Below are 18,759 nucleotides of genomic sequence, written 5' to 3'. Positions count from 1 at the left end.
AATCATGCTGCATAATAGGAGCAGTCACGCCCATTAGAAGCCGCTCTCGTTGCGATCCATCCCATAAGCCTCGAAAAACTCATCCCGGAAGTCACGGAGACGATCTTCCCGAATGGCTTCACGCACTTGCCGCATCAAATCCAGCAAAAAGTGTAAATTGTGATACGTTGTCAAGCGAAGTCCAAATGTTTCGTCCGCTTTGATGAGATGGCGTAAATACGCACGCGAGTAGTTGCGGCAGGTATAACAATTGCACTTCGGATCAAGCGGCCCGAAGTCCCGTGCGAACTTGGCATTGCGTACGACGAGACGCCCTTGGCTTGTCATCGTGGTTCCGTTGCGGGCGATCCGTGTCGGCAAGACGCAATCGAACATGTCCACTCCGCGCATTGCGCCTTCGACAAGCGCATCCGGGGAACCGACGCCCATCAAATAGCGGGGTTTGAGAGTAGGCAATAGCGGCACCGTGTAATCGAGCACATCATACATGAGATGTTTTGGCTCTCCTACGCTCAATCCACCAATAGCATACCCCGGGAAATCCATTGAAGTCAAATCCAACGCGCTCTGACGGCGCAAATCTTCAAACATGCCGCCCTGCACAATGGCGAACAATGCTTGATCATGCGGGCGGGAATGACTGTTCAGGCATCTTTCCGCCCAACGAGTCGTGCGCTCCAATGATTGCTTCACATAGGCATGCTCGGCAGGATAAGGCGCACACTCATCAAAAGCCATCATAATATCTGAACCGAGCGCATTTTGAATTTCCATCGCTTTCTCCGGTGAAATAAACAGCTTGTCCCCGCTTAGATGAGAACGAAAATGCACACCCTCTTCTTCAATCTTACGCATGTCACTCAAGCTAAATACTTGAAACCCGCCACTGTCGGTCAAAATGGCACGGTCCCAGTTCATGAACGAATGGAGACCGCCCGCTTCCTTAACGATGTCGTGTCCCGGACGAAGAAACAGATGGTATGTATTGCTCAAAATAATTTTCGCATCCATCTCCTTCAATTCTTCCGGACTCATCGTCTTTACGGTTGCCTGCGTCCCTACCGGCATGAAGATTGGGGTCTCGAACGACCCGTGCGGCGTATGAACGCGACCGAGGCGCGCCCCGGTCTGTTTGCATGTCTTAATTAACTCATACGTTACTGCTGCCATGTAATTATCTCATCCTTGTATATGATTTAACGATCGTCATAAATGAACATGGCGTCGCCAAAGCTAAAGAATCGGTATTCCCGTTCGATAGCTTCTTGATAAGCCGCCATAATTCGCTCGCGTCCTGCCATCGCGCTTACCAGCATGACAAGTGTTGACTTCGGCAAGTGAAAGTTAGTAAGCAGCCCATCGACGAGCCGAAATGTATAACCCGGATACATGAAAATATCCGTCCAGCCCGAGCATGCTGCTACAGCTGCGCCATCATACCGCCCGGCCACCGTCTCCAGCGTACGCGCGGATGTGGTGCCTACTGCCACAATTCGTCCGCCTTGACGCTTTGTATCATTGATAAGCGCGGCTGTCTCTTCGCTTAGTTCATAATACTCCGAGTGCATCACATGCTCTTCCACGGTATCAGCAGACATGGGGCGGAACGTTCCCAGCCCAACATGGAGCGTAATATACGCGATGCGGACACCCATCTGTTTGATATCGTTCAATATTTCCTTCGTAAAATGCAAGCCTGCTGTCGGTGCAGCCGCCGATCCTTCATGCTTCGCATAGACCGTCTGGTATCGCTCCCGGTCTTCTAATTGCTCTTTGATATAAGGCGGCAGTGGCATTTGACCGAGCTCGTCCAAGATTTCGTTGAAGATGCCCTCATAAGAGAAACGGAGAACTCTTCCCCCCATCTCGCGCTCCTCGATGACCTCAGCCTGCAGCTTATCGCCGAAATGGACGATGGCCCCTTCCTTCAACCGCTTCGCAGGCTTAACTAATGCTTCCCAGCAATCATCCCGCTCCTGCTTTAACAGGAGTACCTCTACCTTGGCGCCGGTATCCGGCTTTACGCCGAACAGCCGGGCGGGAATTACCCGGGTATCATTCAAGACGAGCAAATCCCCGGCGCGCAAAAATTGCAAAATGTCTGAAAATATATGATGTCCAACAGCTCCGGTGCGACGGTTCAACGTCAAGAGACGAGAAGCTGTCCGCTCCTGCAAAGGAGTCTGTGCAATTAGATGTTCAGGTAAATGAAAATCAAATAAGTCCACATTCATTGGTTGTCCGTCCTAACGCTTCACAAGCTCTACATTTTTGTAATAGTATTGCAAAATTTTCTTGTAGTCATACCCCTGATCGGCTAGTCCTTTGGCCCCCCATTGCGACATTCCTACACCGTGGCCGTTGCCCTTGCCGACGAACAGGAAGGTTGGTTCCGAACTGGCGTCGCCGCTTTTTCCATTCTCGTCAAGCATAACTCCATTCTCCGGCACTTTCTCGCCGGATTGCTTCGTGCCGCTGGCGGCCTGTTCTTCGCCGGCTCCGTTCACTTCCTTGTTGCCATCCGTGCCTGCAGCCGCATTTGCGCCGGTGGACACAATATCGAACAGCGTGCTCGGAAGTCCCCCGAACGCATACCGGAAGTTATCAGGATAGCTGACGCTCACTTGAACGCCGTTTGCTTCAATCTTGACGGCGCGGCCGGATGGGCCTCGTTCCGTAATCTTCAAGCTGGTAACCGGGCCATTCAACTCGGTCTTCGTTCGGCTCTTCAACCAGCTGGTGATTTGCTCGGACGTATACGGGCCGCGCATCCAATTCATTTCCGTCGACTCCGCAACGGTCTCGATGACAGCCAGCGATGTGCCCTTGTTCATTTTGGCGATCGGCTTCACATCGGATTGAATGGCCGGGGTCGGGCGGATATTCGTGCCATCCTCGCTCACGATGACGAGCTCAGATCCAGCATCGTCATGGCGTCCGGTCTTGTCGACCACATCTTCCCGGACGTAACCCGATTTGCCGTCAGGCATAATAACGCGATACCATGATTTCTTGCCTTCCTCCACGGCATCATCAGGGCTGTCCACCACTTGGAAATAATCATAGGACCCGCCCCAAATTTCACTTGGATCCGCTGTCTTGCCCCCGGCGTTGGAGCTGAAGATCGCTTCGATTATTTTTCCGTTCTGCATCAATACTTGTCCAGCTGTGTCCTCGACGGCCTGCTTAATGTTCGGATGTTCCTTCTCCACGCCATAATATGCTTGGCTTAACGTCGTATCCACCACATTGGCGATTTCGAATTTCGTGCCTTGATACAGAGCGAACGTGCGGGCCGCCACCGCTTGCGCTTTCAGCGCTTCCTGCGGCCAGCTCGAATACACCTCTCCGCCGACTACCGAGATTAAATATTGCTCAAGCGGCACTTCATTCACCAACGCAAGCGCCTCATTATGCAGGCTAACTTCCATCTCGCCGCGATAGGCTCGTCCATGTCGTTCCGCGATTTTAATAGTATTCTTCTGATCGGCTGGCTTCACCAGCCATTTGACGGTTCCGTTGACGCGCAAATGGGGCAAGCTTCCGCTTGCTGTCTCTTCTATCGTATGTATAAGAGCTCCTTGCGCTTGAGCAGGACGCACAGATACAGACAGGTTCTTATGTTCAATGGAGGCCTTGATGCGTTCAAGCTGCGCTTCAGATTCCGCCTGTCCGGCCCATACGGAGGTCTGCAGCTGTCCGTTCGCGATCATGGTGACGACAAAAGCGTCCACGTCCGCATCCAGCAGCATTGCCTGAACCGTTTGCGCCTCTTTGGATGAAGCGTAGGTCCCCGTCTGCACATAATGCGGGCCCGCTACGGCCGGTTCGTAGCCTTTCAGCAAAGCGGCTACGCCGTCATCGTTTGTCAGTCGGTTCAAAGCTTGATTCGCCGCTTTGCCTGTCGGATAGCTCCCGGCATATACCGCATAGAAGGTTGCCCCCCGGCGCGGCATCTCGATCATGACTGCATCATTGCCCGCTTGCGCCTTTTTCAGCACCGCGGTTGCGGCCGCTTTATCTTTCGTCTCGATTAGCTTCACCTTATAATCGTCAGCGCTGAACCTGACCTGCCCGGCACCGGCATCAACGCTGCCCGCGCTCTCCGCGTTATGACGCGCTTCAATCTTAAGCTGCGAGGTGGAAGACATCGTAATGTGCGATGTCTCCCCTGGCGAGCCCTTCGGCAGATTCGCAAATAATGCGACACGGATGTCCTCGCTCTTGGCGTTCTGCGTAGGCACTGCCTCTTTGTCAGCTGCAGCTCCCGCCGCATGGGCAATGAGCTGCGACTCTCCGCCTGGCAGCGGCGCAAGCGACGCCCCGCTCATAAGCAAAGCTCCCGCCATCATCCCCACTGCCGTTCTTCGGATAACGTTCCGGTTGTTTTTTTCCATGTTCCCCATGCCCCTTCCTGCACGTCTCTCCGTTTGAAAACTATTTAATTTTTTTGAACAGCACTATGATTTCAGTTATTTATTTTCTGGAATTGGCAATCCTAAATGAGTATACGCCTGTGGCGTCACCACACGTCCGCGCGGTGTACGTTGAAGAAAGCCGATCTGCAGCAAATATGGCTCGTATACGTCTTCAATCGTCTGGCTCTCTTCGCCGATTGTCGCTGCGATCGTATCCAGTCCAACGGGGCCGCCGCGAAAATGCGAGATCATCGAATGCAGCATCTTATGGTCAATCTGGTCCAAGCCAATTGGATCGACTTGAATGCTCTGCAGCGCTTCCTTGGCAATCTCTGGCGTAATAATGCCGTCTCCGCGGACTTGCGCAAAGTCGCGAACCCGCTTCAAAAGCCTGTTCGCAATCCGCGGTGTCCCACGGGAACGGACGGCAATCTCATCGGAAGATTCGCCTATGACCTGAACATCCAGAATATCGGCGGCCCGCGTCACAATATAGCTGAGCTCGTCCTTATTGTAGTATTCTAGCCGGCTCATGACGCCGAATCGGTCGCGGAGCGGCGCAGACAGCAAGCCTGCGCGCGTAGTCGCCCCGATCAGCGTGAACTTGGGCAGATCGAGACGGACCGACCGCGCGCTCGGACCTTTGCCGATAATAATGTCCAGCGCAAAGTCCTCCATTGCGGGATAGAGCACTTCCTCCACCGTGCGGTGAAGGCGGTGAATCTCGTCGATGAACAGCACGTCGCCCTCCTGCAGGTTCGTCAGTATCGCCGCCAAATCTCCCGGGCGCTCGATCGCAGGGCCGGAAGTAGTGCGGATATTGACGCCGAGTTCGTTCGCGATAATATTGGATAGCGTCGTCTTTCCCAGTCCTGGCGGTCCATACAACAGAACATGATCCAACGCTTCCTTTCGCATTTTCGCCGCCTCGATAAACACCTTCAAATTGTCTTTCACCTGCGACTGCCCGATATATTCAGACAGATACCGCGGACGGAGGCTCAATTCGACGACTTGGTCTTCCATCATGTAATTGGCTGATATGATGCGCTCTTCCATCTTAACCGCCTTTCTTAACCTTTAAACAACGATTGCAGCGCCTTCTTCATTAAAGAGTCGACGCTCTCGTCAGCATGAACACGATGCTGCAAGTCATGCCATACCCGGTCCAGCTCCGCGTCCGTGTATCCTAGCGCCATCAAGGCTTCCCTTGCCTCTCCCCATGCGCTGTCCGATGCGTCGTCTCTTGGTACCGCAATATCCATAAACAGCGCGCCGGCGCCCAAATTCAAACCAATGCCGTCGAGCTTGTCCTTCAAATCAAGAATAATCCGCTGCGCCGTCTTCTTGCCGATGCCTGGCAGCTTCGTCAAGAAAGCCAGGTTCTCTTGCTGAATCGCCATCACAACGCTCTCCGGCTTCCCGCCGGCCAGTATGCCCAGGGCGACTTTAGGGCCGACGCCATTCACATCGATCAAGCGGCGGAACAGCTTCTGCTCCTCCCGCGAACCGAAGCCGAACAACAGCATGGCATCCTCCCGCACATGATGATGCGTGTATACGGTAACAGGATTATCGCTCTTGGCAAAAGCATATGGGTTCGGCGTATATACTTGATAGCCGACACCTTGTACATCCACAACAATATAATCCGTTTCCAAATGGGCTACCTGCCCGCGCAAAAAATCGATCATATCCGCGATACCCCGTTCAATTTGTCGTTAAGTCCGCTGGAGTGCGCGTGGCATATGGCCACGGCAAGCGCATCCGCCACATCATCCGGCTTGGGGACTTCCTTCAGCTTCAAAAATATGCGCACCATCTCCTGCACTTGCTTCTTCTCGGCCTTCCCGTATCCGACGACGGCCTGCTTTACCTGCATCGGAGTATATTCTGCAATCGAGATGCCGCGCTTAGCCGCAGCCAATATAATGACTCCACGGGCTTGTCCCACGGAGAATGCTGTCGTGACATTGCGATTGAAGAACAGTTTCTCTACCGCCATGGCATCCGGCTTGTATTTGTCCAGCAGCTGTTCGGCTGCTTCGAACACCTGCAGGAGCCGGATCTCGGGCGCTGTCGTCGCTTCCGTCTGAATCGAGCCGTACTGTACCGGAACGACCTTGCTGCCTTGTTTGTCAACGAACCCGAACCCGACAATGGCAATGCCGGGATCAATTCCTAAAATACGCAAAAAAAATCTCTCCCTCACCGATGTCCCTATAACCGTAAGCGAACATATGTGTTCACCCCATTATAACACAGATCGATAGGAAGAGAATGAATCAATAGATACATGTTTTCGCTCTGAAAGCTACGTTATTTTCGTGCCGCTATTGCTTTGCTTCCGCTTTAGGCTGGCGGAATGCAGCCTTCAGCATCGGAGGCGTGACCAATGTGGTCAAAATGATGACGATGACAATCGGCGTGAAATACACCTTGTCAAAAAGCGCTCCCTCCAGACCGGTTGTGGCAATAATTAACGCAACCTCTCCACGGGATACCATTCCTGCGCCGATCCCAAAGGCGCTTCTGCGATCGAAGCCGGTTATGCGGGCTCCGAAGCCACAACCGAACAGCTTCGTAACAATGGCGATGACCGTAAATATAATAATGAAGACAATATGCTCCCCAATCCCCTCGAACGTTACGTTAATTCCGACGCTTACAAAAAATATCGGAACGAATATGCCGTACGCAATCGGTTCGAGCCGGTGCTCCACTTCGTGTTTGAACTTCGTCTGCGAGATGGCGATTCCGGCGGCAAAGGCGCCGATGATTCCCGCCACGCCAAGGTAATCGGCAAACCAGGAAAACGCAAAGCATATAATCAGCGCTGCGCTAATAACCGCTTCGGTCACCCGCAGCGGCGCCAGCCATTTCATGAGACGGGGAACCGCATAAATGCCCGCAACAATCGCAACTGCGAAGAACAGCACCTTTTTGCCGATTATAAGTCCAAGCGATGCTTCTCCGCCCGCTCCTAGCAAGCTCAGCATGAAAGCGAGCAATATGACCACAAGGACATCATCGACGACGGCGGCTCCCAATATAGTCGTGCCTTCTCTCGTGCTTAGCTGTCCCAGATCCTTCAACGTTTGCACCGAAATGCTTACGGATGTAGCACAAAGCAACAAGCCAAGGAACATCGCTTGATTGTTATCGAGTCCGAACAGCAAGCCGCCGCTGTAGCCTCCGACGAACGGCAGGATGACGCCGCCAATCGCCACGGCGAACGCCGCTTTCCAGTTCTTTTTCAATTGATCCAGATCGGTTTCCAGACCAGCGATGAACATAAGCAAAATAACGCCGACTTCCGCCATTTCTTTAATAATCTCACCATCTGTAATCCACCCGAGCACGGCAGGTCCGATAATAATACCGACGAGCAGTTTGCCAAGTACGGCTGGCTGCCCCAATCGTACAGTAAGATCCCCCGCTATCTTCGTCGACGCCAAAATAATGAGCAATATGAGAATTAGATCCATTGGCATTCCCCTTTCAGCATAGCTATATTATGACCGTAAACCGCTTTTTCTTTTAAAGCTGAACGGGGCAATCCATTCCATTTCCACCCTCTCTTTTTAATCCGGTACCCCTTCAGAAAAAAAAAGAAGGACGTCGGTTTACGGCGTCCTACCTTCTTTGTTTTTTAATATTACGTCAATCGACTGGCGTTGGTTTCATCACTTTTTCAGTTTCTTCCACGGCATAGTCGCTGAACGTGGATAATACACTATGATATTCATCCATGTCCGTAATGCGGATGCCCTGATACAGCTGTTTGAGCACTTTAGGCGGAAGCGCGCTCTCCATGGACTCTACATCCAGTTGAAAAAAAGTCCTTATCGCTTTCTGTTTCTGCGGCGGACCGTCATACAAAGTTAAGTTTCCGTCTTTATCCAGCCCAATGTGCGCTTGCTCCTTGCAAGTTTCCGACATATCGTCAACCTGCTCCTCCAAAATAACGCGGCCTTCACTGTCTACCGAAGTTAGCCAATCCGGATGATTCAGCATCGTTTGAATAATGTCGCGCGAGTTCTGCTTGCCTAGCGCTTTATCGCTTTTTCCGCAAATGTATTGCTTCCGGTGGACGACCTCTCGCTTCTCATCCTTGTTCATCAGTTGATTCAGGACAAGCTGTGCTGACTTATCCAACTGTGTGAATTCATCACCCTGTAACATTGCAAATGTCTCCAGCGATGCCGTATTATCTTTACCTTCCACCAGATTGCGTATGTTATCCGACAATTGAATACCGATTGTTAACATCGTTAGAAACAATAGAATGGCTGCCAATGACCAGAGCGGACGCTTCCATCGCCGCAGACGCTTTTTCCATTGCTTCAATCGAAAATAGAACCTTGTATAGGTCCGGGGTTCCCGAGCCATAACAATCCCCTCTTACTCTTTTTTCTTAGTTTGGCCAAATGAAGGGGAAGTCTATACTTGCTTGTCTCATTTCATTTATTAGTGCGACGCCGGCAGCCACGTGCCGCGCCGGGCGTTGCGAATAACAGCTGTGACCATAAAGGCTGCTATAAGAAACAGAGTTGTCATAGCCGCAATTGGCCATGGGAATGGCAGTTCACTATTCATCAGCATCAGTTGGGCTCCCTGCAGCAGCTTGGAAGGCATCCATCCGCTTGACGCCGGAAGCAGGCCCGCTAGAATACTCGTCAACATAGCGGCAGCAAGCGCTGTAAAGGCTGAACCGCCCGCATTATTAATCAGCGCGCTCATAGCTACGGTTAAGCTGGAGATCCAGATGAACCAACCTAGTGCAAGGCAGGCTGCTGCCGCGCCATTTAATATATCCACATGTCCGATCAGCTGTTCCGTGTAATACCATGAGCATAAATAACCAAGCAGGACTGATGGAATCGTTAAGGAGATGGCTCCTGCCCATTTGGCCATCATATAGCTGACATGGGAGATCGGCTTGGCCAACAGTGCGGCAGCCGCTCCCGACTTCACTTCTCCCGATACACAACCCATCAATGCAAGCACAAGTACAAGTACTCCAACCGTGTTAAATTGATTCAGGGTCTGGCCGAGCACCTCTCCTGCCACAGGTGTCGGGATCTGCAGAATCGTGCCTTCCGGCAAGCTTCCTGCCATCGATAGTATATCGGGCATAAACTTCATCGTGACTGGCTGAGCAATACCTAAGACAGCAAATACTAGCGGCACCCAAATCCATTTATAATTACGCAGCATCTCCGTGCATTCTTTCCGGTAAAGGACGGACCATGCCTTCATCACTTCACCGCCTTCATAAATAGCTGTTCTAAGGTTGTCACGCCGGCCTCGAATCGCACAAGCGGTATTCTGCGTTCGCGAATCTGCTTCAACAGAAATTCCCTTGCGGCATCGTGATCGCTCACGACTAGCTCCGCTCGTGCGGAGCGTACATTCGCTTCCTTTACGAGCGGCATATCGGCTAACTCTCGCAGCCAAGCAAGAGCTGCCGCCGTATGCTCCACCTCAATCGTAAATAACGGTGATTCCGATTGTTTACGAAGCTCATCCCATTTGCCCTGCATCAATACTTTACCTTGCTTCATAATAATCAGCTCATCACATAAGTCCTCGGCATCGTGTAGCACATGAGTGGAGAATAGAATCGTCGTTCGCCGCTTCAACGATTCCAGCAATGCCATGACCTCACGCCTGCCGATCGGGTCGAGCGCAGACACCGGTTCGTCAAGCACGAGCAGCTCCGGTCGCGCGATCATAGCTTGCGCCAAGCCGAGTCGCTGTTTCATACCTCCGGAATATCCGCCAATGCTGCGCTGCCCCGCATGCTCCAGACCGACAGTCTTCATCCATTCATCCGCCGTTGCACGAGCTTGACGCTTGCTGCTGCCTGTTAATTCAGCCATCATTTGCAGCCACTCCCGGCCTGTCATCCAATAATGAAAGCTGGGCGACTGCGGCATAAATCCGATCCAGCGTCTCAGATCCCCGCGATGTTCCCGTCCCGCCCCATCGATCATCGCGACTGTCCCGGAGCTTGGCTTGGTCACTCCTGTCAGCATGTGCAGCGTCGTCGTCTTTCCCGCCCCGTTCGGACCGAGAAGGGCCGTGCAGCTTCCGCTTTGTATCGTAAAGTTAACGGCATCCACCGCCTTATGATTGCCATACTGCTTGCTCAATTGTGTAATAACGAATTGGCTCATCTTCTCTCCTTTCTACCTATTAAGAAATAAGCGATGCAACCCGGAATATTTAACACGATAATAATGATAAGCCACAGCCATTTCGGCCCGTTGGTCCATTCTGTCTTGTTCAGCGATACCAGAGCAACTACCATCAAGATGAGCTGCACAACGATAAGCGGCATAATGATATTCCAAGGAATATCCGCCCAAGCCATCTCCATTCGTTATCCCCTCTATTCCATAAAGTAAGTTATTCGCCATCACGCGTATGTCTGTTCTTAGGTATTGTCCTTCTCCATGGCTGAGCTACAAAGAGCACGTACACTAGGGATGGCAGCGGAAAGCTAAGGAAGCCCCACAAGGCCCATAACCACGGATAATAGCCGTGCTTGCGGGCATGCAGAAAAAGCCACGTCCCCTGCGTCACCAATATAGCTCCCAACAGGAACAATCCCCACAACGGAATTGAATTCAGATTATTCATGACGCGCACCTCTTCTGCGTCTTTTCATCACATATCCTCGCATGAGCAATCCCCCTAGGATGCCGACAAATAACACGAGCTGCATCATTACATACACGGAGATATCGGTCACTGCCAATGTAAATCCGCCAAGCAGCATAGCTGCAGCTGCCAGCCACAGGACACTTAATTCGCGCCATAACGCGCGCTTCTGCCTTTGCTTGTGTTCCGTTAACATTCCGATAAGAAACGTCTGACTTGGCACGGGCTTCTGTTCGCTATACACATCCAGCTTGGTCCATTGTTCCTTGAGCATAGCGGACCATTCTTCTTCGGTCTCCGGCAATTTCTTATGCTCCATGTTTATCTCAGCTCCTTTCGAATGTGCTCAATGCCGTAAAATACGCGGGATTTTGCAGTGCCTTCGCTACAATTGAGCATTTCCGCTATTTCCGGATAGGTATAGCCGTAATAATGCTTTAATAAGATTGCGGCGCGCTGCTCCGGCGGAAGCTTGCCTAATGAATCAATCATATCCGTCCATTCTTCGTTATGAGCCTCCATCTGGTATCGGAGAGATCGTGTCGCCTGTTCTTGCCAGCGCTTCTCCACCTTCTGTCGCCTCGTTAGATCCACATAGATTCGAGTGGCGATCGTAATAAGCCAAGACGAAAACTTGGAAGCGCCGTTATACAAATGCAACTTTTCCATGCTTTTCAACATCGTGTCCTGCACAATATCATCCGTCAATGTTGGATTCATAGTTAGCTTCAGCACATAGCTGCGCACAAATGTGTAATGCTTCTGCAAAAGGAGCGCGAGCGCAGCCGTATCACCCGCTTGAGCACGATCAATGGTATCCTGTTCGGTCAATTACTCTCACGCTCCTTGTAATTTATGTTCTAATGACTGCAGTCGCAAGTAATACGAACAAGGCGGTTCAATCGTTCAACGCAGCACAAAAAAATATGAAACCCCAGTGACCACACTGGAAGATGTATAGGAAAAAAGGAATGTAAACGAACTGAAAAGACGGATATGAATAGAGGATGCAACCTAGTCAAGAAGTAGTCTATGCCAAATTATGCGAAGAGTAATCGAATGCACAAAATAAAATGCAAAAACCGCCGGCATATAACCGACGGTTCTTCATGTTAGTGGTCGGGACGACACGATTTGAACATGCGACCCCTTGGTCCCAAACCAAGTGCTCTACCAAGCTGAGCTACGTCCCGAACATCTTATGGTGCCGGTGAGAGGACTCGAACCTCCACGGTTTCCCTCACGATTTTGAGTCGCGCGCGTCTGCCAATTCCGCCACACCGGCTTAGTAGAATATGCTGTAGAAAAGCATATATGGCGTGCCCTGAGAGATTCGAACTCCCGACCTTTTGATTCGTAGTCAAACGCTCTATCCAGCTGAGCTAAGGGCACATATTTATCTGGAGCGGACAACGGGATTCGAACCCGCGACCCTCGCCTTGGCAAGGCGATACTCTACCACTGAGCTATGTCCGCATCTCTTGAATGATTAGCTTTGTCCTTGTTTCACATGTCGTTTTAGCGAGGACATTTATTAATATATCAGACTGAATATCGAATTGCAAATCTTTTTTTATGAAATTTTGTGGTATTTTTTTCTTATCCTTTATACTTAAATTAACACCAAATAGTTAAAAAAAGCCTGCTTAGAAGCTGACTGGCAGTTTCCAAAGCAGGCTCTCCGATACTTTTCTCTTATTTCTTACTCCATTGCAAATGAAACTTAGGCTCGCGATATCCGACGATTCTATCGTTGTCGTTCTTCGTTTCCGCCGGACTCAATCGCTTCAAACGCTCGATGGTCTCTACATTCGGATACTCAATTTCTTTCAATATATGAGCGACAATGAGCGGCCATTGATCCTCCGAACCGTCCATTACCTTGAATGCGACTCCCATTCTTTGTTTGCGCAGTCCGAAGCAATAGATTCCCTTGGCTCCGCCTTTGGCGACGATATTGGCATCCTGCAGGAGCGTTGGGCAGATTAACTCTGTGCCCGATACGTAGAACGGATGCTTGTTCATCAGTGTCGTCAGCCGGACAACGGCTTTGCGCACCTCTTCATCCGCAATCAAGTCCGGACAAGCCAGGCGCAAATATAATAGTGCGATGTTGCGGATTGGTATGGCATATACGGGAAATCCGCAGCCGTCCGTGCCGAGCTTGATTCTATCCGCCGGCATATCCGACAATTGCGACATCAATTTTAACACGTGCTGCTGTACGGGATGATCCGGCTCTGCATAATTATGCGTCGGCCAGCCCATCATTTTGCACAAAGCCAGCACGCCCAAATGCTTGCCTGAACAATTGTGATACAAAGAGCGCGGCGGCTCGCCATGCGCGATCCGCTCGTCCTTGGCGGCGCTGTTCAGCGGATAAGTAGGCTTGCACACGAACTTATCCTCCGTAATTCCCGTTTTCTTCATAAAAGACTCAAGTGCTTCCACATGGAACTTCTGAGCGCGGTGAGAGGCTGTCATCAGCACGATTTCTTCATCGCTTAAGCCGTAATGCTCCGGAACTTCAGCCAATAACGCAGGCAAAGCCTGCACCGGCTTGGACGAAGAGCGCATGAAGCTCACATAGCCTTCGTCGCCGACATGAAACAGCGTTTCCCCATGTTCATTGACGCCTGCCACATGGCCCGTATACGCGCATTCAAGCCAGTCTCCCCGAAACTCTTCCACTAACACTTTTCCTAAGTCAACCACGTTCGTTCCTCCCTCGCCATTCCCAAGGTGTCTTTTAATGCTAATGTCACATGCTCCCCCTCAATACGGCCGCTTGCCTCCTATGAAAGGTACGAGTTAATTATACTCCAGAACGACCATTTGATGGCATTCCAATTGAGGAACAACATAGCGGATACCGCGCCCAGTCGCTTCATAACCGATCTCCGTCATCTGTGGCGCCAAATAGACCCGCTTCACCTGCTGCTCTGGAAGCCGAACCTCCACTTCAATATTGAAAAGCGGAATAATGTCTTCGATAATTTCAACCCGCTCCCCGCGTTTCACTGGCGAAGCATACAAGAGATGATTGATGAACCGCTTCTCTTGTGATTGATGCTGCAGCGTCGTGATACCCTGAGCCGGCAATGTCGTCTTCAAGGAAATTTGTTCGCCCAGCAAGCGGCGAAGAGCATAGACTACCATTTCTCTTAATACAAGGCTGCCCTTTGTCGCATAATCCTCAAATACATTCCATGCTATATAGATTCCGTGCTTCGACTCCACCATTCCAGGACCGCCGTATTGTGCAGAAGTCGGGGTATGCTGATGAGAGCAGAAACGGAAAGCTTGTCTGTTAAAATACGGATCTTCACGGCGGCCAAGCTCCGTGCCGTCCGTCAGTTCAATGCGGCGGCCTTCGCCATACATAATGTAAGCAGCGTCCCCAAGGTTCGGCAACGCGAACGCCGGACGGAAATAATCCGGACGGAACGGATTGGCTCCGACGTCTTTAAAGCCTAACGGCAGCAGGTTGTTCGTGAGTTCCTCGTTCAGGCCGGAGCGTCCTGTTGCAAGCACTTTGCCGCCTGCTGCAATAAACGCTTCCACTTTGTCGCGCACCTGCGCCGTCATGACGATCGCGTCCGGCAAAATGAGCACGCGGTAAGGGCTCCAGTCCGATTTCAAATCAACCACATCGAACAGGATTTTGCCTTCCAGCAACATTCGTCCTGCTCCCATATCGATTTTTCCGGAGTACATCGCCCCGCTATCTTGCTGAACGCCTGCCGCCTCAACCGTAAGCAGCGCTACGTCTGCATGGTTCACCGTGCCTGCGCACCATGCTTCTTTCCGTTGTACTTCCGCATAGGCTTTGCCAATAAGTTCATACGTTGCCTTATCCATCTCACCTTCCGGATGAAGCTGATCGCCAATAGAGCAGCGGGCGCCGTGAGCCAGATTCAGCGACGTTTCGTAACGCAGCGCATTCGGATGCTTGTATCCGCCGAATTCGCCCCAGAATGTATGGAATTTACCGGTCATCCCAAGAAAGTCCATTCCGATAGGCTGAGCGTAACGTGCCGATAATGGGAAGTGATCGTATCCCCAACCCCCGGTAGGAAGCGATTCCAATTCAAGATGCGTATTCATATTCATTAAATCGCGGCGTCCTTGATGTATGTGCCCTGCATTGTGAAACACGGGCAGGCCCGGTTTGATTTCGTCGATGGCATCGCGCACGCTCTTCGTATAGTTTGCGTATATGCGGCGCCCATTTTCGATAACATGCTCCTTATTGTGCGGATCCAAGCCGTCTTCCTGCATTTGCTTCAAGCAGGTTGGGCAATAGCACGTCCGTTCGCCGACAATATCCAAGAAAATGCCGTCCGCATCATATTTGCGCGCAACTTCTTGAATTTGTTTGATAACGATATCCAAATACGGCGTGTTCAAGCAAAATTGATGATAGCCCGGCTTCATGAAGGAGTCGACCCAATTCGTCCGATCTTCCTCACTGCGAATGAGCCATTGGGAGTATTGCCAAGCCAATCTTTCATCCAAGCCAACCGATAAGTAGACTGGCACATTTACGCCGATTTCATGTGCAGCTTCAATTTGCTCCCCTAGCAGGTCATAGTCAAGCTCTGGGTGCATTTCGTTCGTTGCAGATGGGAAATAAGCCCACCCGTGGTGGCATTTAGCGAAGACCGTAATCGAATCGACATGACCGACACGGAGCATCTCCTGAAAATTACTTTTAGAAAATTTTCTCCCGATATGGGGAACATGCTCCGAAGTGTGAAAATCGAGATGCACTTGTCTAAAACGCATGATATTCCTCCTACTACATGACATTTTTATGGAATCATTGTATCATTTACGTAACGTTTCGTATTTAAGATAGCTTCCTTTCATTTATACAATATTCCGATCATGTTGGAGGTAAAATGATGAAATCACTGGCGGACACGCTTCCTCATATCCGAGCGGCTCATATGTATAATTATCGCGGAGCCCCGGAAGAACAGCGGCGCAGAGGCTACAGTTATGCGTTTCACCTATTCACGGAGGGACACGGACATATGCTGGTGAATGACCAGCGCTATGCCGTATCCAGCGGCACTTTAATCTTCGTCCGACCTGGAGAGTGGCATTACTTCGAACATACCCCGAGCGAGACAATGGATGCATGCAATATATACTGTGATTTATGGAGTGTGCCACAGCCGAAACAACCGACCTTTGCCTATGAATGGGATGATTATAATCCTCGGTGGCTAACGGCGATTGAGCCTTGCCCCGAATTGGACTCAATACCGACGTGCATGTCGCTGCGTCCGTATCCGCACCTAATCGAGCTTATCAAGCATACTCTCGCGGCCTATAATCGCAGCGGCAAATATACGTCCAAAGCCGTATCGGCCTGCTTCTATGCTTGGCTGCTGCAATGGAGCGACGTTACTTCAGCGGATTATCCCATGGATTATCGAATCGCAAGAGTGCTGCAGCAGATGGACGAGCATCCCGAACGCCGATATACACATGGCCGCTGGTGCGAGCAGTGCGGGCTGGAAAAGTCCCAATTCTACCGTTTGTTCAAGCAAGAAACCGGCATGTCGCCCAAGGCATACGTTCTTCGCTCACGCATGAAGAAGGCGGCCGTCCTTTTGATGGAAAGCCGTCAATCCATAACGGAAATCGCTCTCTTGCTCGGTTACGACTCTATTCATTATTTTTCGAATCAATTCGCTTCGGTGTACGGAGTGAGTCCGTCGGCCTATCGCATGGGGAAAGGGCATAACGATGTGGAACGGTGGTGAGGAAGGAAAGAACGAAGAGACATGGCTTAAGATTACACGGTTCTTTAGATGATAGAGTAAAGCAAAAAGTGTTTGAAGAATTAGCAAATGCTATTCTGAATAGAGGGGAGAGTGATAAGAAGGGAACAAATAAGTATATTTCCATCTTGAATTTTGAAAATAAAAAAAAGCCAGCGTCAACACGCAGACTTCGTTTGTATATTCTGGTGAGCCATGAAGGACTCGAACCTTCGACACCCTGATTAAAAGTCAGGTGCTCTACCAACTGAGCTAATGGCTCTCATGAATTGAGAATATGGTGACCCGTAGGGGATTCGAACCCCTGTTACCTCCGTGAAAGGGAGGTGTCTTAACCCCTTGACCAACGGGCCATAGGCAAGTGCCTATAAAAATGAATGGCGGAGCTGACGGGATTCGAACCCGCGTTCTCCTGCGTGACAGGCAGGCATGTTAGGCCTCTACACCACAGCTCCATTTGGTTGCGGGGGCAGGATTTGAACCTACGACCTTCGGGTTATGAGCCCGACGAGCTACCGGACTGCTCCACCCCGCGACGTTGAAAAAATTATGGTGGACACTAACGGGTTCGAACCGCTGACCCCCACCCTGTCAAGATGGTGCTCTCCCAGCTGAGCTAAGTGTCCTTATGTATATTCTATGGTGACCCGTAGGGGATTCGAACCCCTGTTACCTCCGTGAAAGGGAGGTGTCTTAACCCCTTGACCAACGGGCCTCAGTAAAGTCCAAACTGGCGGAGAGAGAGGGATTCGAACCCTCGAGACGCTTGTGACGCCTACACGATTTCCAATCGTGCTCCTTCGACCAGCTCGGACATCTCTCCAGATGGCTCCCCGAACAGGACTCGAACCTGTGACAACTCGGTTAACAGCCGAGTGCTCTACCAACTGAGCTATCAGGGAATATTGCGGACTATTACTTGACTAAATAGAATAGTCATAACAATCTGCTTGGCAACGTCCTACTCTCCCAGGACCCTGCGGTCCAAGTACCATTGGCGCTGGAGGGCTTAACGGTCGTGTTCGGGATGGGTACGCGTGGAACCCCTCCGCTATCGCCACCAAACAGATATTCAAGGATTGCGCCTTGAAAACTGAACGCGAAAGTTTCATTTGCTCTAGAATCATTGTAGTTAGGATAAGCCCTCGACCGATTAGTATTCGTCAGCTCCACACATTGCTGTGCTTCCACCCCGAACCTATCTACCTCGTCGTCTTCAAGGGGTCTTACTAATTGGGAAATCTCATCTTGAGGGGGGCTTCACGCTTAGATGCTTTCAGCGCTTATCCCTTCCGTACGTAGCTACCCAGCCATGCCTCTGGCGAGACAACTGGTACACCAGCGGTACGTCCATCCCGGTCCTCTCGTACTAAGGACAGCTCCTCTCAAATTTCCTGCGCCCGCGACAGATAGGGACCGAACTGTCTCACGACGTTCTGAACCCAGCTCGCGTACCGCTTTAATGGGCGAACAGCCCAACCCTTGGGACCTACTTCAGCCCCAGGATGCGATGAGCCGACATCGAGGTGCCAAACCTCCCCGTCGATGTGGACTCTTGGGGGAGATAAGCCTGTTATCCCCAGGGTAGCTTTTATCCGTTGAGCGATGGCCCTTCCATGCGGTACCACCGGATCACTAAGCCCGACTTTCGTCCCTGCTCGACTTGTAGGTCTCGCAGTCAAGCTCCCTTCTGCCTTTGCACTCTTCGAATGATTTCCAACCATTCTGAGGGAACCTTGGGGCGCCTCCGTTACTCTTTAGGAGGCGACCGCCCCAGTCAAACTGCCCACCTGACACTGTCCCCGAACCGGATTACGGTCCTAGGTTAGAACTCCGATACGATCAGGGTGGTATCCCAACGATGCCTCCACCGATGC

Annotated in this window: 17 protein-coding genes, 12 tRNA genes and 2 rRNA genes (1 of these 31 running past the window's edge); 1 reads left to right on the top strand and 30 read right to left on the bottom strand. The window is 51.2% G+C overall.

The genetic code is table 11. The annotated features are described in order from the left end of the window. Positions 1 to 33: 33 nt before the first annotated feature. The 20 genes from tgt to JSQ80_RS18080 all read right to left on the bottom strand — a co-directional run bounded on the left by tgt (position 34) and on the right by JSQ80_RS18080 (position 15,875). Complete coding sequence (gene tgt, locus JSQ80_RS18175) at positions 34 to 1,170, bottom strand: tRNA guanosine(34) transglycosylase Tgt (RefSeq protein ID WP_206096224.1); 1,137 nt, start codon at positions 1,168 to 1,170, stop codon at positions 34 to 36. A 26-nt stretch (positions 1,171 to 1,196) separates the two neighbouring features. Next, entirely contained in the window at positions 1,197 to 2,234 is a 1,038-nt protein-coding gene (gene queA / locus JSQ80_RS18170) for a tRNA preQ1(34) S-adenosylmethionine ribosyltransferase-isomerase QueA (protein WP_206096223.1), read from the bottom strand. Positions 2,235 to 2,246: 12 nt separating this feature from the next. Then, complete coding sequence (locus tag JSQ80_RS18165; RefSeq protein ID WP_206096222.1) at positions 2,247 to 4,397, bottom strand: SpoIID/LytB domain-containing protein; 2,151 nt, start codon at positions 4,395 to 4,397, stop codon at positions 2,247 to 2,249. Between the two features lie 75 nt (positions 4,398 to 4,472). Further along, positions 4,473 to 5,477 (bottom strand): Holliday junction branch migration DNA helicase RuvB, encoded by a 1,005-nt coding sequence (gene ruvB, locus JSQ80_RS18160; protein WP_087432398.1) that lies wholly within the window; start codon positions 5,475 to 5,477, stop codon positions 4,473 to 4,475. 14 nt (positions 5,478 to 5,491) lie between these two features. Further along, the gene (gene ruvA / locus JSQ80_RS18155; protein WP_087432397.1) at positions 5,492 to 6,112 is read right to left on the bottom strand and encodes a Holliday junction branch migration protein RuvA; all 621 of its coding nucleotides are present in this window, start codon (positions 6,110 to 6,112) and stop codon (positions 5,492 to 5,494) included. After that, entirely contained in the window at positions 6,109 to 6,612 is a 504-nt protein-coding gene (gene ruvC, locus JSQ80_RS18150) for a crossover junction endodeoxyribonuclease RuvC (protein ID WP_087432396.1), read from the bottom strand. Before ruvC ends, ruvA begins: the two co-directional genes overlap by 4 nt. 139 nt (positions 6,613 to 6,751) lie before the next feature. Beyond that, entirely contained in the window at positions 6,752 to 7,906 is a 1,155-nt protein-coding gene (locus tag JSQ80_RS18145) for a cation:proton antiporter (RefSeq protein ID WP_206096221.1), read from the bottom strand. 175 nt (positions 7,907 to 8,081) lie between these two features. Then, complete coding sequence (locus tag JSQ80_RS18140; protein ID WP_087432394.1) at positions 8,082 to 8,810, bottom strand: BofC C-terminal domain-containing protein; 729 nt, start codon at positions 8,808 to 8,810, stop codon at positions 8,082 to 8,084. Between the two features lie 78 nt (positions 8,811 to 8,888). After that, complete coding sequence (locus JSQ80_RS18135; protein WP_206096220.1) at positions 8,889 to 9,680, bottom strand: ABC transporter permease subunit; 792 nt, start codon at positions 9,678 to 9,680, stop codon at positions 8,889 to 8,891. Further along, positions 9,680 to 10,600, bottom strand: coding sequence for an ABC transporter ATP-binding protein (locus JSQ80_RS18130; protein WP_087432392.1), 921 nt, complete (start codon positions 10,598 to 10,600; stop codon positions 9,680 to 9,682). The genes JSQ80_RS18135 and JSQ80_RS18130 overlap by 1 nt, the downstream gene beginning before the upstream one ends. Continuing rightward, entirely contained in the window at positions 10,597 to 10,803 is a 207-nt protein-coding gene (locus JSQ80_RS18125; RefSeq protein WP_019423674.1) for a PLD nuclease N-terminal domain-containing protein, read from the bottom strand. The genes JSQ80_RS18130 and JSQ80_RS18125 overlap by 4 nt, the downstream gene beginning before the upstream one ends. Before the next feature lie 29 nt (positions 10,804 to 10,832). Continuing rightward, positions 10,833 to 11,066 carry a sigmaY antisigma factor component gene (locus tag JSQ80_RS18120; protein WP_206096219.1) on the bottom strand — a complete coding sequence of 78 codons (234 nt, stop codon included), beginning with the start codon at positions 11,064 to 11,066 and terminating at the stop codon, positions 10,833 to 10,835. After that, complete coding sequence (locus JSQ80_RS18115; RefSeq protein WP_087432390.1) at positions 11,059 to 11,406, bottom strand: DUF5345 family protein; 348 nt, start codon at positions 11,404 to 11,406, stop codon at positions 11,059 to 11,061. Before JSQ80_RS18115 ends, JSQ80_RS18120 begins: the two co-directional genes overlap by 8 nt. A gap of 2 nt (positions 11,407 to 11,408) precedes the next feature. Next, entirely contained in the window at positions 11,409 to 11,918 is a 510-nt protein-coding gene (gene sigY / locus JSQ80_RS18110) for an RNA polymerase sigma factor SigY (protein WP_206096218.1), read from the bottom strand. 285 nt (positions 11,919 to 12,203) lie between these two features. Next, a tRNA-Pro gene (locus JSQ80_RS18105) sits at positions 12,204 to 12,280 on the bottom strand. Between the two features lie 9 nt (positions 12,281 to 12,289). Continuing rightward, positions 12,290 to 12,372, bottom strand: a tRNA-Leu gene (locus tag JSQ80_RS18100). Positions 12,373 to 12,402: 30 nt separating this feature from the next. Then, a tRNA-Arg gene (locus tag JSQ80_RS18095) sits at positions 12,403 to 12,479 on the bottom strand. Between the two features lie 9 nt (positions 12,480 to 12,488). Then, positions 12,489 to 12,563 (bottom strand) — tRNA-Gly (locus JSQ80_RS18090). A gap of 219 nt (positions 12,564 to 12,782) precedes the next feature. Next, entirely contained in the window at positions 12,783 to 13,802 is a 1,020-nt protein-coding gene (locus JSQ80_RS18085) for an asparaginase (RefSeq protein ID WP_206096217.1), read from the bottom strand. Between the two features lie 96 nt (positions 13,803 to 13,898). Beyond that, on the bottom strand, positions 13,899 to 15,875 hold the full coding sequence (locus JSQ80_RS18080) for a beta-galactosidase trimerization domain-containing protein (protein ID WP_206096216.1): 1,977 nt from the start codon (positions 15,873 to 15,875) through the stop codon (positions 13,899 to 13,901). Between the two features lie 116 nt (positions 15,876 to 15,991). Between JSQ80_RS18080 and JSQ80_RS18075 the strand changes: the two genes are divergently transcribed. Next, the gene (locus JSQ80_RS18075; RefSeq protein WP_240463709.1) at positions 15,992 to 16,864 is read left to right on the top strand and encodes an AraC family transcriptional regulator; all 873 of its coding nucleotides are present in this window, start codon (positions 15,992 to 15,994) and stop codon (positions 16,862 to 16,864) included. Between the two features lie 204 nt (positions 16,865 to 17,068). On the opposite strand, the gene JSQ80_RS18070 is transcribed toward JSQ80_RS18075, so the two are convergent. The 10 genes from JSQ80_RS18070 to JSQ80_RS18025 form a co-directional block, all read right to left on the bottom strand. Further along, a tRNA-Lys gene (locus tag JSQ80_RS18070) sits at positions 17,069 to 17,144 on the bottom strand. A gap of 16 nt (positions 17,145 to 17,160) precedes the next feature. Further along, positions 17,161 to 17,235, bottom strand: a tRNA-Glu gene (locus JSQ80_RS18065). 25 nt (positions 17,236 to 17,260) lie between these two features. Beyond that, positions 17,261 to 17,337: transfer RNA gene (locus JSQ80_RS18060), tRNA-Asp, on the bottom strand. A gap of 3 nt (positions 17,338 to 17,340) precedes the next feature. Further along, positions 17,341 to 17,417, bottom strand: a tRNA-Met gene (locus JSQ80_RS18055). A gap of 15 nt (positions 17,418 to 17,432) precedes the next feature. After that, positions 17,433 to 17,508 (bottom strand) — tRNA-Val (locus tag JSQ80_RS18050). Positions 17,509 to 17,522: 14 nt separating this feature from the next. Further along, positions 17,523 to 17,597, bottom strand: a tRNA-Glu gene (locus JSQ80_RS18045). 16 nt (positions 17,598 to 17,613) lie between these two features. After that, positions 17,614 to 17,705: transfer RNA gene (locus tag JSQ80_RS18040), tRNA-Ser, on the bottom strand. Positions 17,706 to 17,708: 3 nt separating this feature from the next. Beyond that, positions 17,709 to 17,784: transfer RNA gene (locus JSQ80_RS18035), tRNA-Asn, on the bottom strand. Between the two features lie 46 nt (positions 17,785 to 17,830). Next, positions 17,831 to 17,947, bottom strand: a 5S ribosomal RNA gene (gene rrf / locus JSQ80_RS18030). 68 nt (positions 17,948 to 18,015) lie between these two features. Beyond that, positions 18,016 to 18,759, bottom strand: a 23S ribosomal RNA gene (locus JSQ80_RS18025); it runs 2,183 nt beyond the window's last position.

This window comes from Paenibacillus apiarius (assembly GCF_017052585.1).
Lineage (GTDB): Bacteria > Bacillota > Bacilli > Paenibacillales > Paenibacillaceae > Paenibacillus_B > Paenibacillus_B apiarius.
Note: the sequence above shows the minus strand (reverse complement) of the source record. Positions and strands in the feature narration are given on the sequence as shown.